This window comes from Frigoribacterium sp. CFBP 13729 (genome assembly GCF_014841875.1).
In the GTDB taxonomy this organism is placed as follows: Bacteria; Actinomycetota; Actinomycetes; order Actinomycetales; family Microbacteriaceae; genus Frigoribacterium.
The window spans coordinates 120,950-134,799 of sequence record NZ_JACYUR010000004.1; the positions used below are offsets into that span (position 1 = coordinate 120,950).

A 13,850-nucleotide genomic window follows, 5' to 3' on the forward strand; every position below is an offset into this window, starting at 1 on the left:
AACACCTCCGTGACCAGTGAGTTCTCCCTTCCCGACGTCGGCGAGGGCCTGACCGAGGCCGAGATCGTCGAGTGGAAGGTCGCCCCGGGCGACATCGTCCAGATCAACCAGGTGCTGGTCGAGATCGAGACGGCCAAGTCGCTCGTCGAGCTGCCCTCGCCCTACGCGGGCGTCGTCGAGAGCGTGCTCGTCGCCAGCGGCGAGACCGTCGACGTCGGCACGCCGATCATCACCATCGCCGACGGCACCGGGCCGGCCACGCCGTCCGACCGGGCCGCCGAGGCCGCGTCCGGCGAGTCGGGCGCGCTGGCCCGCACCGCCCAGATCATCGCGCAAGAGGAGGCGGCGCTCTCCGAGCAGCGCGCTCGCCAGTCCGCGCCCGCCCCTGCTGCCCCGCCCGCGCCTCCTGCGCCCTCGGCCGACGAGGTGGCCGCGTCCGGCAGCACGGGCTCCGTGCCGTCCGCCGCCTCGACAGTTCCGTCGGCCTCGGCGCCGTCGGCGTCGGGTTCGTCGGGTTCGTCGGCCGACTCGGGCTCGGGCGCCGTGCTCGTGGGCTACGGCGCCGCGGGCGGCCACGGCCAGACCCGTCGCCGCAAGCCGTCGCAGGGCGAGGTCGACGCGCGCCAGCTGCGCGTGGCCGAGCAGGCCCGCCGCCGGCCGACGACCTCGGTGCCCGCCGCGCTCGCGCTGCCGATCATCGCGAAGCCGCCGATCCGCAAGCTCGCGAAGGACCTCGAGGTCGACCTCGCGACCGTGCAGCCGACCGGCCTCGCGGGCGAGGTCACGCGCGACGACGTCATCCGCCACGCGCAGCAGGCCAGCGTGTTCCGCAACATCGAGACCCCCGAGTGGAGCGAGGAGCGCGTCGAGCGCATCCCCGTCAAGGGCGTCCGCAAGGCCATCGCCGCCGCCATGACGTCGTCCGCCTTCACCGCGCCGCACGTCAGCCTCTTCGTCGACGTCGACGCGACCCGCACGATGGAGTTCGTCAAGCGCCTCAAGGCCTCGCCGCAGTTCGCGGGCGTCAAGGTCTCGCCGCTGCTGATCATGGCCAAGGCCATCATCTGGGCCGTGCGCCGCAACCCCATGGTGAACTCGGCCTGGACCGACCGCGAGATCCTCGTGCACCACTTCGTCAACCTCGGCATCGCCGCGGCGACGCCCCGCGGCCTGATCGTGCCGAACGTCAAGGAGGCGCAGTCGATGAGCCTGCTCGAGCTCGCCCAGGCGCTCGAGCAGCTGACCCTCACGGCCCGCGACGGCAAGACGAGCCCGGCCGACATGCGCGACGGCACCATCACGATCACCAACATCGGCGTCTTCGGCATGGACACCGGCACGCCGATCCTCAACCCGGGCGAGGTCGCCATCGTCGCCCTCGGCACGATCAAGGCGAAGCCGTGGGTCGTCGACGGCGAGGTGCGGTCGCGCATGGTGACGACGATCGGCGCGAGCTTCGACCACCGCGTCGTCGACGGCGACGTGGCGAGCCGGTTCGTGGCCGACGTGGCGAGCGTGCTCGAGGAGCCGGCGCTGCTGCTCGACTGAGCGGTCGCCTCCTCGGCTCCGCCCGTCGCGGCAGCCTGTTTTGACAATCATTATCAGTAGCAATAGCGTGGCGACATGAAGACACCGCGCGCCCTGTCGCTGCTCGCCCTGCCCGCCGCCGCCGTACTCGTGCTGAGCGGCTGCGCCTCGGGCGACGGTGCCGGTGCCGGCGGGTCGTCGTCGGACGACGGGGGCGCGATCGCCGTCGTGGCCTCGACGAACGTCTACGGCGACATCGCGAAGACCGTCGGCGGCGACGCGGTCGACGTCACCAGCGTCATCAGCGACCCCTCGCAGGACCCGCACTCGTACGAGGCCGACGCCCGCACGCAGCTCGCCGTCTCGCGGGCCGACGTCGTGGTCCAGAACGGCGGCGGCTACGACGAGTTCATGCACACGCTGCTCGACGCCAGCGGGTCGGACGCGGCCGTGATCGACGCCGTCGAGGTGAGCGGCCTCGACGCGGACGAGCACGGCGATGAGGCCCACGCCGACGAGTCGGGCGAGGCGCACGCCGACGAGACGGCCGAGGCCGACGACCACGGGCACGACCACGGCGATTTCAACGAGCACGTCTTCTACAGCCTCCCCTCGATGGCGGCCCTCGCCACCGCGATCGCCGACGAGCTCGGTGCGGTCGACCCTGCCCAGGCCGACACGTTCACCGCGGCCGCCGCCTCGTTCGGCGAGCAGATCGCCGACCTGGAGGCGCAGGCCGCCGAGGTGAAGGCCGCCCACGACGGCGAGTCGGTCGCCTACACCGAGCCGGTGCCCGGGTACCTCTTCGACGCGATGGGCCTCGTGAACGTGACCCCGTCCGACTTCTCCGAGGCGATCGAGGAGGGCGACGACGTGTCGCCGGCCGCCCTGAACGAGACCCTGCAGCTGTTCTCGGACGGCACCGTCGATCTGCTCGCCTACAACGAGCAGACCTCCAGCCCCGAGACCGAGCAGGTCGAGCAGGCGGCCACCGACGCCGGCGTCGCGATCGTCCCGGTCACGGAGCTGCTCCCGACAGGGGATGATTACGTCTCGTGGCAGCAGAGCAACATCGACGCGATCACGGCGGCGCTCGACAAGTGACCCCCGGCACGACCGACGCCTCCGTCGCCGCCGCCCACCGCGCCTCCTCGGCCGGGGGCGGCGGCGACGCCGTGCTGCGCCTGCGCGGCGCCGGCGTCTCGTTCGGCGACCGCACGCTCTGGTCGGGGCTCGACCTCGACGTGGCCCCCGGCGAGTTCCTCGCCGTGCTCGGGCCCAACGGCGCGGGCAAGACCACGCTGCTGCGCGCCGTGCTCGGCCAGCAGCAGCTCACCGAGGGCACCCTCGAGTTCCTCGGCCGGCCGGTCGGCCGCGGGCACCGCCGCATCGGGTACGTGCCGCAGCAGCGGCTGATGGAGGCCGGCACCCCGCTGCGGACGCGCGACATGATCGCCCTCGGCGTCACCGGACACCGCTGGGGCCTGCGCCGCGAGTCGGCCGCCGAGCGCGCGACGATCGACGCCCTCGTCGACGAGGTGGGCGCCTCCTCGTTCGCCTCGGCCCCCGTGGCCAGCCTGTCGGGCGGCGAGCAGCAGCGCGCCCGCGTGGGCCAGGCCCTCGCGGCCGAGCCCGCCCTGCTGCTCTGCGACGAGCCCCTCATCTCGCTCGACCTGCGGCACCAGCGCGGGGTCACGGAGCTGATCGACCGCCAGCGGCGCGCACGCGGGGCGGCCGTCGTGTTCGTGACCCACGACGTGAACCCGATCCTCGACGTCGTCGACCGGGTGCTCTACCTCGCCGGCGGCAAGTTCCGCGTCGGCACCCCCGACGAGGTGCTGCAGGCACCCGTGCTCAGCGAGCTCTACGGCACGCCCGTCGACGTGGTGCGGACCATGGGGCGCATCGTCATCGTCGGCGGCCAGGGCCACGACGACCACCACGCCGACGAGCACGACGACGACGAAGGACTCGTGCGGTGACCGAACTCTGGACCCAGCTGTTCTCGTTCCAGGACTTCGGCGAGCTCGTCGTGCTGGTGCGCAACTCGATCATCGCGGGCGCCGTGCTCGGCCTCGTCGGCGGCCTGATCGGCCCGTTCGTCATCACCCGCAACCTGCCGTTCGCCGTGCACGGGATCAGCGAGCTCTCGTTCGCCGGGGCCTCGGCGGCCCTGCTGATCGGCGCGAACGTCGTGGGCGGCTCCGTCGTCGGCAGCGTCGTCGCCGCCCTGCTGATCGGCCTGCTCGGGTCGCGGGCGCGCGAGCGGAACTCGATCATCGCGGTGCTCATGCCCGCCGGGCTCGGCCTCGGCATCCTGTTCCTCGCGCTGTACCGCGGGCGGTCGGCGAACAAGTTCGGCCTGCTGACCGGTCAGATCGTGTCGGTCGACAACCCGCAGCTGGGCTGGCTCATCGCCATCTCGGCCGTCGTGATCGTGGTGCTGCTCGTGATCTGGCGACCGCTGACCTTCGCGAGCGTCGACCCCGACGTCGCGGCGGCGGCGGGCATCCCGGTGCGGGCGCTCGGCCTCGTCTTCATGCTCGCGCTCGGCCTCGCGGTGGCGGTCTCGGTGCAGATCGTGGGCGCCCTGCTCGTGCTCGCGCTGCTGGTCACCCCGGCGGCGGCGGCCCTGCGGCTCACCGTCGACCCGCGCCTCGTGCCCGTGCTCAGCGTCGTGTTCGCGGTCGTGTCCGTGGTGGGCGGCATCCTGCTGGCGCTCGGCGGCGGCCTGCCGATCAGCCCGTACGTCACGACCATCTCGTTCCTCATCTGGCTCGTCTGCCGCATCGTCGGCGGGCGACGCGAGAGCCGAGGAGGCGGGCGGACAGGCCGCGGAGGCGGCACCGGTCGCCCCCAGGCCGCGCCGGTACCCTCGACGACGACGGAGGCCTGACGTGGTCGGACCTGCACGACCGAGGCACGGAGGTGCGCAGTGGTAGCCAAGCGGAACACGTGGCAGCGTGAGGCCGTGCGCGAGGCGCTCGGCCGCAGCGAGGGCTTCGTCAGCGCCCAGTCGCTGCACGGGCAGCTCCGCGAGACGGGGTCGCCGATCGGTCTCGCCACCGTCTACCGCGCGCTCGCGGACCTCGCCACCGACGGCGCCGCCGACTCGCTGCAGCAGGAGGGCGAGAGCCTCTACCGAGCCTGCACCCCGGGCACGCACCACCACCACCTCATCTGCCGCACCTGCGGCACCACGGTCGAGATCGAGGCCGACGCGGTCGAGACCTGGGCCCGCCAGGTCGCCGCCCAGCACGGCTTCACCGAGGCCCAGCACATCGTCGACGTGTTCGGCACCTGCGCGGCGTGCACGGCCGAGAAGGCCGCGGGACGCGACCCCGCCGTGACGCGCGGCGGCGCTGCCGGCTGAGCCGCGCCTCCTGGGCTCTGGGGTCCCCCTGCCCACCAGGCACGCAGTTGACCCGGGTCGGGCGTGTCGCGTAAGCTCTTCCTTTGGTTGGGCGCTCTCTGCGCCCATGTGCACTGATCCCCGAGCACCACGGCCCGTCATGCGGACCGAGCGGGGTGACGCGCGCCGACAAGTGACCTTGGGTAGGAGTCGGTCGTCCCCGGACGGCGAGCTCCTACGGTACCTACGGAGGAAATCATGGCAGCAACCTGCCAGGTGACCGGAGCCATTCCTGGTTTCGGCCACAACATCTCGCACTCGCACCGACGCACCAAGCGCCGTTTCGACCCGAACATCCAGAAGAAGACGTACTACGTGCCGTCGCTGCGCCGGAAGGTGACCCTCCAGCTCAGCGCCAAGGGCATCAAGGTCATCGACGCTCGTGGCATCGAGTCGGTCGTCAAGGACCTGCTCGCTCGTGGGGAGAAGATCTAATGGCTCGTCAGCAGGACGTCCGTCCCATCATCAAGCTCCGCTCGACGGCGGGCACCGGTTTCACGTACGTGACCAAGAAGAACCGTCGCAACAACCCCGACCGCCTGGTTCTCAAGAAGTACGACCCGGTCATCCGCAAGCACGTCGAATTCCGCGAGGAGCGCTAAGCATGGCCAAGAAGAGCAAGATCGCCAAGAACGACCAGCGCGCCGTCATCGTCGCGCGCTACGCCGAGAAGCGCCTCGAGCTGAAGAAGGCCCTGGTCGACCCGGCCGGCACCGACGAGAGCCGCGAGGCCGCTCGTCTCGGCCTGCAGAAGCTGCCGCGCGACGCGTCGCCGGTCCGCCTCCGCAACCGCGACGCGATCGACGGTCGCCCCCGCGGCCACCTCAAGGAGTACGGCATCAGCCGCGTGCGCTTCCGCGACATGGCACACCGTGGTGAGCTTCCGGGCATCACGAAGTCTTCCTGGTAGGTTCGAGCCGTTTCCCGGGGCCCAGGCCCCGGGGCTGAGCTACACGGGCGGAGGGCCCTCGGCCCTGCCGCCTGATCCGAACAGGCACGGTGAACGCCGTGTCATGTCTCACCGAACGAAGTCCGAGGAGGACACCACATGGCTGACAAGTCACTGAACCGCACCGAGCTCGTCGCAGCTGTCGCTTCCGAGTCCGGCCAGAGCCAGGCCGCCGTCAGCGGCGTCGTCGACGCTTTCTTCTCCGTCGTGTCGAAGTCGGTCGCCGACGGCACGAAGGTCACCATCCCCGGGTGGATCGCCTTCGAGAAGACGCACCGCGCCGCTCGCACGGGTCGCAACCCGCAGACGGGCGAGGCCCTCGAGATCGCCGCGAGCGACTCGGTCAAGGTCAGCGCCGGCAGCAAGCTCAAGGCTGCGGTCAAGTAGTCCTCCGCTTCTCACGAAGCACCCGGGAGAGGGCGGCGACTCCGGTCGCCGCCCTCTCTCGCGTTCCCGGGGCGGACGAGGTCGCTCGGCGGCGAGCGGACCGCTCCCGCTCCCAGTCGGGGCGACCTAGCATGGGACCGATGCCCAGACTCTCCCGCACGGCCGGGCCCGCACTGCTCGTGGTCGTCGCGTTCGCGGCCCTCGTCGCCGCCCTGAAGTTCGGCGGCGCCGCCGACGCGCCGCTCGTCGTCGACCCCGGGCAGGTCGTGCGCTACGGGCTGCCGATGGCCAAGATGCTGGGCAACATCGGCGCGGCCGTCACGATCGGCACGCTGTTCCTCACCTGCTTCGCCCTGTCCCGCGACCGGCCCGAGTTCGAGCGGGCCATGGACATCGCCGCCGGCGCTGCCGGGTTCTGGACCGTCGCCTCCGCGGCCACCAGCTTCTTCACGTTCCTCAGCGTCGCCAACGTGCCCGTCACCCTCGACGAGCAGTTCGGCCGGACGCTCGCCTTCTTCCTCACCGACACCGAGCTGGGCCGCGCCTGGCTCATCACGACCCTGATCGCGGCGGCGGTCACCGTGCTCAGCTTCGTGCTGCGGAACATCTGGGCGCTCGTCGCCCTGACCGTGCTCGCGGGCGGCGGGCTCATCCCCCTGGCCCAGCAGGGCCACGCCGCGGGCTCGAGCGGACACGACGCCGCCGTGACCGACCTCGCGCTGCACCTCGAGGGCGCCTCCGTCTGGCTGGGCGGGCTCGTCGCGCTCGTGCTGCTGCGGAGCACGCTCGAGAAGGGCCGCATCGGCGTCGTGCTGGCGCGGTACTCGACCCTCGCGATCATCTGCTTCGTCGTCGTGGCCGTCTCGGGCGTCGGCAGCGCGGCGCTGCGCATCGGCGACTGGGCGGCGCTGTCGACGGGCTACGGCGTGCTCGTGCTGGTGAAGACCTTCGCCCTGGTCGCGCTCGGGCTGTTCGGCGTCGTGCAGCGGCAGTACCTGGTCAGGCGGATGGAGACCCAGCCGGCCAGGACAGCCCGGTTCTTCTGGTGGTTCGTCACGGCCGAGCTGGCCTTCATGGGCCTGGCCTCCGGCGTCGCGTCCGCGCTCGCCCGCACCGCGACCCCGGTCGAGGAGGTGGCGGCCAGCGACCTCGCCGCCCCGACCCCGGCCGAGATCCTCACGGAGGAGGCGCTGCCGCGCGAGCTCACGCCGATCCGCTACCTGACGGAGTGGAACGTCGACCTGCTCTGGGCCCTCGTCTGTGCCTTCGGGATCTTCTTCTACATCGCGGGCGTCGTGCGCCTGCGCCGTCGCGGCGACAGCTGGTCGCTCGGCCGCACGGCCTCGTGGGTCGCCGGGCTGCTCGTGCTCTTCTACGTGACGAGCGGCGCCCCGAACGTGTACGAGCCGTACCTGTTCAGCGCGCACATGCTGTCGCACATGGTGCTCGGCATGGTGATCCCGCTGCTGTTGGTGCCGGGTGCGCCGGCCACGCTCGCGCTGCGGGCGATCCGCAAGCGGACGGACGGCACGCGGGGGCCGCGCGAGTGGATCATGATCCTCGTGCACTCGGGCTACGCGCACGTGATCAGCAACCCGATCGTCGCCGCCGTGCTCTTCGCCGGGTCGCTCTTCGTCTTCTACTACACGTCGCTGTTCAGCTGGGCGACGACGACGCACCTCGGCCACTACTGGATGATCGTGCACTTCCTGATCGTCGGGTACCTCTTCGTGCAGTCGATGATCGGCATCGACCCCGTCAAGGGGCGCCTGCCCTACCCGATGCGGCTCGTCGTGCTGCTGGCGACCATGGGGTTCCACGCGTTCTTCGGCATCGGCATCATGACGGCGACCGGGTTGTTCCTGGCCGACTGGTACGGCGCCATGGGACGCACCTGGGGGCCGACCCCGATGCAGGACCAGTACGCCGCCGGCGGCATCGCCTGGAGCGTCGGCGAGATCCCGACCGTCACGATGGCGATCATCGTCGCGATCATGTGGAGCCGCAGCGACGGCCGCGAGGCCAAGCGCAAGGACCGCCAGGCCGACCGCGACGGCGACGCCGAGCTGACCGCCTACAACGAGCAGCTCGGGGCGCTGGCGCGGAGCGACCGGGGCTGAGCCGCGGCGCTGGCTGCGCCCCGTGCGAGGGGCGCTCGCTCTGGGGGTCGTGCGGGAGGCGTGGGGCGGCTTGGATCGGACGCGGACGTCACGAGGCGCCCCGACCGGGAGGACGCCCCATGGCCAGCACGATCGCACGCACTCAGCTCGGGGTCGTCGTGCTCGGCATCGCCGCCGCGACCCTCTTCGGCGGCACGCTGCCGCACCGCGACGCGGGCGAGTCCGCCGCACCGCAGCCGACGCCGCAGCACCAGCAGCAGTCGGCCTCCGACGCGGCTCAGGCGAGCGACGCAGGCACGCGCTAGGCGCCGGGCCCTACGCCGACTCGACGGTCGAGCTGAGCTCGGCCGGGCTTGCAGGCGAAGCCCGCGCCGGCTCGTCGGTCGAGCGGAGCTCGACCGGGTCGGCACCCGGGCACCTCGGCACACCGCGGGGCGCCCGGGCACCCGAGCGACGGCTGCCAGGCCGCACGCGACCGCCTAGAAGGGCGCGACGCCGCTGCGGTCGATGAACGTGCCCGTGGGCCCGTCCGCCCCCTGCGTCGCCAGCTCGACGATCGCGTCGGTGCCCTCGGTGACGGTCTGGTGCCCGCTGTTGCCGTTGAGGTCGGTCGCCGTGTAGCCGGGGTCGGCCGCGTTGACCCGGATGCCCGGCAGCGCCTTGGCGTACTGGACGGTGAGCATCGTCACGGCCGACTTCGACGCCGTGTAGAGGGGCGCCACCACGGTCGACTCGATGCGGTCGGGGTCGTGCACCGCGGTGAACGAGCCGAGCCCGCTCGTCACGTTGACGATCGCGGGCGCCGAGGACGCGCGGAGCAGCGGGAGGAACGCGTGCGTCGTGCGGACGATGCCGGCGACGTTGGTGTCGAGGACGAGCAGCGCGTCGGCGCCCGTCAGGTCGGCGGGGTCGGCGTGCGACCCCGTGATGCCCGCGTTGTTGACGAGCACGTCGAGCCCGCCCTCGGCCCCGACGAGCTCGGCCGCCGCGGCGACCGAGGCGTCGTCGGTGACGTCGAGCTGCACGAAGCGGGCGCCGAGCTCGTCGGCGGCCTGCTGCCCGCGCGACGCGTCTCGCGCCGCCATCCAGACGGTGTGGCCCTCGGCGAGCAGGCGGCGGGCGGTCTCGAGGCCGAGGCCCTTGTTGGATCCGGTGATGAGTGTCGTGGTCATGGATCGAGTCTGCGCGCCGCCGCCGACGCGCGCGTGGCCCGCCCCGGCAGGAGGACTGCCAGTACCAGGCAGCACCTCGCTGGGGAGGAGAGGATGAGCGCATGCCTGCACAGGACGACCAGCTCGGCTGGCTGCTGAAGACGTGGCGCGCCCGCCTCGCCCCCTCCGACGCCGGCCTGCCCGTCGGCGGTCCACGCCGTGCCGTCGGCCTCCGCCGCGAGGAGCTCGCCGCCCTCGCCGGGCTCTCGGTCGACTACGTCGTCCGGCTCGAGCAGGGCCGGGCCCGGCACCCGTCCGACCAGGTCGCCACCGCGCTCGCCCGCGCCCTCCAGCTCGACGACGCCGAGCGCGACCACCTGTTCCGCAGCGCGGGCCTGCTGCCCCCGACGTCGGCCGTCGTCTCGCGGCACATCCCCCCGGGCGTGCAACGGCTCGTCGGACGGCTGCGCGAGACTCCCGTCGCGGTCTTCAGCGCCTCCTGGGACCTGCTCACCTGGAGCCCGCTCTGGGGGCGCCTGCTCGGCGACCCCGAGGGCTGGCCGGCGGGGGAGCGGAACATCGTCGTCCGGGCGTTCCGCGACGCCCGTCGCGAGGCCGACCCGGCTGCCGCCGCGGCGGAGGACAGGACACGGACGAGCGCAGGAGGCGCGGACACGGCAGTGCGGACCCGTCACCTCGACGGCTCGGGCGGCGCCCGCTTCCGGGCCGCCCTCGTCTCCGACCTGCGCCGGGTGCTCGTCGACCACCCGACCGACCCCCGCCTGCGCGCGCTCGTCGACGGGCTGCTCGCGTCCGAGCCCGCGTTCGCCGAGCTCTGGGCCCGGGGCGCGGTCGGCGTGCACGAGTCCTCGCGCAAGGTGATGGACCACCCGCTGGTCGGACCGCTCGAGCTCGACTGCGACGTGTTCACGGTGCCGGGCAGCGAGCTCGCGATCGTCGCGTACACCGCCGCCGAGGGCACGCCGGCGGCCGCGGCCCTCGACTTCCTGCGGGTCGGAGCCGTGGGCGCGGTGGGGGTCTCCGGCGACGTGTGCGAGACGCCCGACACGGCCCCCGCCTCCTCGTCGCTCTCGGCGCCCTAGGCACAGCGCGGACTGCAAATGCCGACCGGGGAGCCCGCAATAGTGGCATTTCCGGTCGCAGAACGCCGTTTTGATGCCTGGCTGTCGGCATTTGCGGCCATCGACGTCGAGCCCGAGCCCGAGTGGGCAGCAGTGCGCCCGGCCGCGTGCGAGGTGCACGGGGCCGGGCGCAGGGTCCGATAGTCGGCTAGGCCAGCATCTCGCGGACCAGCGGCACCACCTTCGTGCCGTAGAGCTCGATGCTGCGCATCATCTCCGCGTGCGGCAGGCGGCCCATGCTGTAGCGCATGTCGAAGCGCGTGGCCCCGAGCAGCGCCATGTTCTGGGCGATCTTCGCGGCGACCGTCTCGGGCGAGCCGACGTAGAGGGCGCCCTGCGGGCCCGCGCTCTGCTCGTACTGCGCCCGCGAGTAGGGGGGCCAGCCGCGCTCGCTGCCGAGCTGGTTCGTCTGCGCCTCCTGGTACGGGAACAGCACCTCCTTCGCCTCGGCGTCGGTCTCGAGCACGAAGCCGGGCGAGTGCATCGCGATGGGCTGCGACTCCTTGCCGAACTCGCCGAGGGCACGGCGGTAGAGGTCGGCGTAGGGCGCGAACTGGGCGGGCTGGCCGCCGATGATCGCGAGGAAGAGGGGCAGGCCGTAGTGGGCCGCCCGGATGACCGACTGCGGCGATCCGCCGACGCCGACCCAGGTCTTCAGCGTGCCGCTCTCGGGGCGCGGGTAGACCCACTGGTCGCTGAGGGCGCCGCGCTTGGTGCCCTGCCAGGTGACGGGCTCGTCCTTGAGGAGCTCGGCGAAGAGCTGGATCTTCTCCTCGAAGAGCACCTCGTAGTCCTGCAGGTCGAGGCCGAAGAGGGGGAACGACTCGGTGAACGAGCCACGCCCGAGGATGACCTCGGCACGCCCGTTCGACAGCGCGTCGACCGTCGCGAAGCGCTCGTAGACACGGACGGGGTCGTCCGAGCTGAGCACCGTCACGGCCGAGCCCAGGCGGATCCTCTCGGTCCGGGCCGCGATCGCCGCGAGGACGACCTCGGGCGCGCTCACCGCGAAGTCGACGCGGTGGTGCTCGCCGACGCCGATGAAGTCGAGGCCGACCTGGTCGGCGAGCACGGCCTGCTCGACGAGGTCGCGGATCGACTGGGCGTGCGAGATGAGCTCGCCTGCACCGTCGACGCCGGCCGGACGCTCGGTGACGTCGCCGAAGGTGTCGAGTCCGAACTCGAGGGGGTGTGCCATGGGGTGCGCTCCGATCCGCTGCGTTTCATGCGTGTGCATGATCTTACGGGATGAACCGTGACCGGAGGCTGGGCATTCCACGGCGCGCGGTGGCGGAGCCCGTCGGACCGCCGCCACCGCGGCCGCCGCTCAGGCGCTCAGGCGCTCAGCGGGCGGTCGAGCGGGTTGGCCGCGATGCGCCCGGGCATCCCGCCCCGCACCGTGCGGCCCGCCTGGCTGCCCGGCTTGCGCTCGGCCTGGTCGCCGATCGCCGCGGCGAACTCGGCGGCGAAGCCGAGCCGCGGGACGGCCGCGACCAGGGAGGCGACGAACGCCACGTCCCAGTCCGCACCTCCTGTGCCGCTCACGTCGAGGCTGGTCGCCCGTTCGAGCAGGTGCGCCTCGGGGTCGAGCGCGACGTCGACCGACGTCCACATGTGCCGCTCGACGACCTCAGCCAGACGTCGCTGTCGGGGCTCCGGCCAGCCGGCTCCGGCGGCGAAGACGCGGGCGACGGCTCCCCCGGCGTGCTCGAAGTCGACGGCGTGCGCGTCGAACGACGGCACGAGGCCGAGGTCGTGCAGCAGCGAGGCGACCCAGAGCAGCTCGGCGTCGAAGGCGACGGACTCACGGCGGCCGAGCTCGGCGGCGAGCGCCCACGAGCGCACGCTGTGGCCCAGCAGGGCAGGGCTGGCGTGGGCCGCGGTGACCTCCCGGGCGCGGGCGGCGACGTCGGTGGGCGGGACGAGGAGGCGCGCGACGGCGGACGAGGAGGCGGACGGAGACGAGGGGGCGGAGGCGGACGAGGGCGAGGAGGCGGACGGAGACACGGAGGCGGACGAGGGCGGGACGGACGACATGCCCCCGAACCTACGAGTGGACGCTGGCCCCGACCAGTGGCAGGATCGCCAACGAACACGTCAGCACTGCCAGATGCCGGGAGGCACCGTGGACCGCATGAAGGTCGTCACCCTCGTCGCCGACGGCGTCGCCCCCTTCGAGTTCGGCGTGCTCTGCGAGGTCTTCGGCCTCGACCGCAGCGCCGACGGCGGCCCGTCGTTCGAGCACCGCGTCGTCACCGAGCGCCCGGGCGTCGTCGCCACGAACCAGGGCTTCGGCATCGCCGTCCCCGACGGCCTCGAGGCGGCGGCCGACGCCGACGTCGTGTGCGTCCCGGCGCTCGGCAGCTACGGGGCCGACGGCACGCTCTCGCCCGCCGTGCGCGACCTGCTCGTCGCCGCCGAGGCGCGCGGCGCCTGGCTGATCAGCGTCTGCAGCGGCGCCTTCGTGCTCGCCGACGCCGGGATCCTCGAGGGCCGTCGCGCCACCACCCACTGGATGTACGCCGAGCGGCTGCAGCGCGAGCACCCCGGCACGACCGTCGACCCCGACGTGCTCTTCGTCGAGGACAGGAAGGTCATCACGAGCGCCGGCACCGCCGCCGGCATCGACGCGTGCCTGCACTTCGTCCGTCGGGTCGCCGGGGCCGCCGCCGCGAACGTCGTCGCCCGCCGGATGGTCGTGCCCGCGCACCGCGACGGCGGCCAGAGCCAGTTCATCGAGACGCCGCTGCCGAAGGAGGCAGACGCCTCGCTGACTCCCCTCACCGACTGGATGCTCGCGCACCTCGGCGAGGAGCAGACCGTCGAGGCCCTCGCCGCGCGGGCCCACATGTCGCCCCGCACCTTCGCCCGCCGGTTCAAGGCCGAGCTGGGCACGACGCCGGCCGCCTGGCTGACGAGGCAGCGCCTCCTGCGGGCCCAGCACCTCCTCGAGGTGACCGGCCTCGGGCTCGACGCCGTCGCCGGGCAGGCCGGGTTCGGGTCGGCCGCCGTGCTGCGGCACCACTTCACGCGGGTGCTCGGGACGACGCCGCGTGCCTACCGGGCGACGTTCCGCGGGGCGGACGCGGCCGACGCCGCCTGACCGCTGCCTGCTCGCCGCCTGCCCTGCGGGCCGAGAGTCGAGTGGTCGCGAACTGTCCT

General features: G+C 72.8%; 16 protein-coding genes. 13 read left to right on the forward strand and 3 right to left on the reverse strand.

The window, feature by feature from the left end; genetic code table 11:
• The first annotated feature begins 9 nt into the window (after positions 1-9).
• The 11 genes from IFT77_RS12875 (at position 10) to IFT77_RS12925 (ending at position 8,700) form a co-directional block, all read left to right on the forward strand.
• Positions 10-1,548 (forward strand): 2-oxo acid dehydrogenase subunit E2, encoded by a 1,539-nt coding sequence (locus tag IFT77_RS12875; RefSeq protein WP_192170204.1) that lies wholly within the window; start codon positions 10-12, stop codon positions 1,546-1,548.
• 75 nt (positions 1,549-1,623) lie between these two features.
• The gene (locus IFT77_RS12880) at positions 1,624-2,631 is read left to right on the forward strand and encodes a metal ABC transporter solute-binding protein, Zn/Mn family (protein ID WP_192170205.1); all 1,008 of its coding nucleotides are present in this window, start codon (positions 1,624-1,626) and stop codon (positions 2,629-2,631) included.
• 71 nt (positions 2,632-2,702) lie between these two features.
• Positions 2,703-3,509 (forward strand): metal ABC transporter ATP-binding protein, encoded by an 807-nt coding sequence (locus tag IFT77_RS12885; RefSeq protein WP_370544969.1) that lies wholly within the window; start codon positions 2,703-2,705, stop codon positions 3,507-3,509.
• The gene (locus IFT77_RS12890) at positions 3,506-4,423 is read left to right on the forward strand and encodes a metal ABC transporter permease (protein WP_192170206.1); all 918 of its coding nucleotides are present in this window, start codon (positions 3,506-3,508) and stop codon (positions 4,421-4,423) included. Before IFT77_RS12885 ends, IFT77_RS12890 begins: the two co-directional genes overlap by 4 nt.
• A 39-nt stretch (positions 4,424-4,462) precedes the next feature.
• The gene (locus IFT77_RS12895) at positions 4,463-4,900 is read left to right on the forward strand and encodes a Fur family transcriptional regulator (RefSeq protein ID WP_133738809.1); all 438 of its coding nucleotides are present in this window, start codon (positions 4,463-4,465) and stop codon (positions 4,898-4,900) included.
• A gap of 237 nt (positions 4,901-5,137) precedes the next feature.
• Positions 5,138-5,374: a 50S ribosomal protein L28 gene (gene rpmB / locus IFT77_RS12900; protein WP_123548488.1), complete on the forward strand. Its 237-nt coding sequence runs from the start codon at positions 5,138-5,140 to the stop codon at positions 5,372-5,374.
• On the forward strand, positions 5,374-5,541 hold the full coding sequence (gene rpmG / locus IFT77_RS12905) for a 50S ribosomal protein L33 (RefSeq protein ID WP_043595944.1): 168 nt from the start codon (positions 5,374-5,376) through the stop codon (positions 5,539-5,541). The genes rpmB and rpmG overlap by 1 nt, the downstream gene beginning before the upstream one ends.
• A 2-nt stretch (positions 5,542-5,543) precedes the next feature.
• On the forward strand, positions 5,544-5,849 hold the full coding sequence (gene rpsN / locus IFT77_RS12910; RefSeq protein ID WP_056058637.1) for a 30S ribosomal protein S14: 306 nt from the start codon (positions 5,544-5,546) through the stop codon (positions 5,847-5,849).
• A gap of 138 nt (positions 5,850-5,987) precedes the next feature.
• Positions 5,988-6,275 carry an HU family DNA-binding protein gene (locus tag IFT77_RS12915; RefSeq protein WP_043595940.1) on the forward strand — a complete coding sequence of 96 codons (288 nt, stop codon included), beginning with the start codon at positions 5,988-5,990 and terminating at the stop codon, positions 6,273-6,275.
• A gap of 140 nt (positions 6,276-6,415) precedes the next feature.
• The gene (locus IFT77_RS12920) at positions 6,416-8,395 is read left to right on the forward strand and encodes a cytochrome c oxidase assembly protein (protein ID WP_123548598.1); all 1,980 of its coding nucleotides are present in this window, start codon (positions 6,416-6,418) and stop codon (positions 8,393-8,395) included.
• Between the two features lie 119 nt (positions 8,396-8,514).
• Entirely contained in the window at positions 8,515-8,700 is a 186-nt protein-coding gene (locus IFT77_RS12925; protein ID WP_192042992.1) for a hypothetical protein, read from the forward strand.
• A 174-nt stretch (positions 8,701-8,874) separates the two neighbouring features.
• Here IFT77_RS12925 and IFT77_RS12930 read toward each other — a convergent pair whose 3' ends face one another.
• Complete coding sequence (locus IFT77_RS12930) at positions 8,875-9,567, reverse strand: SDR family NAD(P)-dependent oxidoreductase (RefSeq protein WP_192170207.1); 693 nt, start codon at positions 9,565-9,567, stop codon at positions 8,875-8,877.
• Positions 9,568-9,668: 101 nt separating this feature from the next.
• On the opposite strand from IFT77_RS12930, the gene IFT77_RS12935 reads away from it, so the two are divergent.
• Positions 9,669-10,649, forward strand: coding sequence for a helix-turn-helix transcriptional regulator (locus tag IFT77_RS12935; protein ID WP_192170208.1), 981 nt, complete (start codon positions 9,669-9,671; stop codon positions 10,647-10,649).
• 187 nt (positions 10,650-10,836) lie between these two features.
• Here the strand turns inward: IFT77_RS12935 and IFT77_RS12940 are convergent, their stop codons facing one another.
• Both IFT77_RS12940 and IFT77_RS12945 read right to left on the reverse strand, forming a co-directional pair.
• A complete protein-coding gene (locus IFT77_RS12940) occupies positions 10,837-11,886 on the reverse strand; it encodes an LLM class flavin-dependent oxidoreductase (protein WP_192170209.1) in 1,050 nt (349 codons plus the stop codon).
• Between the two features lie 137 nt (positions 11,887-12,023).
• The gene (locus IFT77_RS12945; protein WP_192170210.1) at positions 12,024-12,725 is read right to left on the reverse strand and encodes an HD domain-containing protein; all 702 of its coding nucleotides are present in this window, start codon (positions 12,723-12,725) and stop codon (positions 12,024-12,026) included.
• 97 nt (positions 12,726-12,822) lie between these two features.
• Here IFT77_RS12945 and IFT77_RS12950 point away from each other — a divergent pair, with 97 nt between their 5' ends.
• Positions 12,823-13,791, forward strand: a complete 969-nt coding sequence (locus IFT77_RS12950) for a GlxA family transcriptional regulator (protein ID WP_192042987.1) — start codon at positions 12,823-12,825, stop codon at positions 13,789-13,791.
• Positions 13,792-13,850: the final 59 nt, after the last annotated feature.

Coding starts and splice junctions, on each gene's coding strand:
- rpmG (WP_043595944.1), top strand. CDS start 5,374: ATGGCTCGTCAGCAGGACGTCCGTCCCATCATCAAGCTCCGCTCGACG.
- rpmB (WP_123548488.1), top strand. CDS start 5,138: ATGGCAGCAACCTGCCAGGTGACCGGAGCCATTCCTGGTTTCGGCCAC.
- IFT77_RS12935 (WP_192170208.1), top strand. CDS start 9,669: ATGCCTGCACAGGACGACCAGCTCGGCTGGCTGCTGAAGACGTGGCGC.
- IFT77_RS12945 (WP_192170210.1), bottom strand. CDS start 12,725: ATGTCGTCCGTCCCGCCCTCGTCCGCCTCCGTGTCTCCGTCCGCCTCC.
- IFT77_RS12880 (WP_192170205.1), top strand. CDS start 1,624: ATGAAGACACCGCGCGCCCTGTCGCTGCTCGCCCTGCCCGCCGCCGCC.
- IFT77_RS12950 (WP_192042987.1), top strand. CDS start 12,823: ATGAAGGTCGTCACCCTCGTCGCCGACGGCGTCGCCCCCTTCGAGTTC.
- IFT77_RS12920 (WP_123548598.1), top strand. CDS start 6,416: ATGCCCAGACTCTCCCGCACGGCCGGGCCCGCACTGCTCGTGGTCGTC.
- rpsN (WP_056058637.1), top strand. CDS start 5,544: ATGGCCAAGAAGAGCAAGATCGCCAAGAACGACCAGCGCGCCGTCATC.
- IFT77_RS12915 (WP_043595940.1), top strand. CDS start 5,988: ATGGCTGACAAGTCACTGAACCGCACCGAGCTCGTCGCAGCTGTCGCT.
- IFT77_RS12925 (WP_192042992.1), top strand. CDS start 8,515: ATGGCCAGCACGATCGCACGCACTCAGCTCGGGGTCGTCGTGCTCGGC.
- IFT77_RS12940 (WP_192170209.1), bottom strand. CDS start 11,886: ATGGCACACCCCCTCGAGTTCGGACTCGACACCTTCGGCGACGTCACC.
- IFT77_RS12930 (WP_192170207.1), bottom strand. CDS start 9,567: ATGACCACGACACTCATCACCGGATCCAACAAGGGCCTCGGCCTCGAG.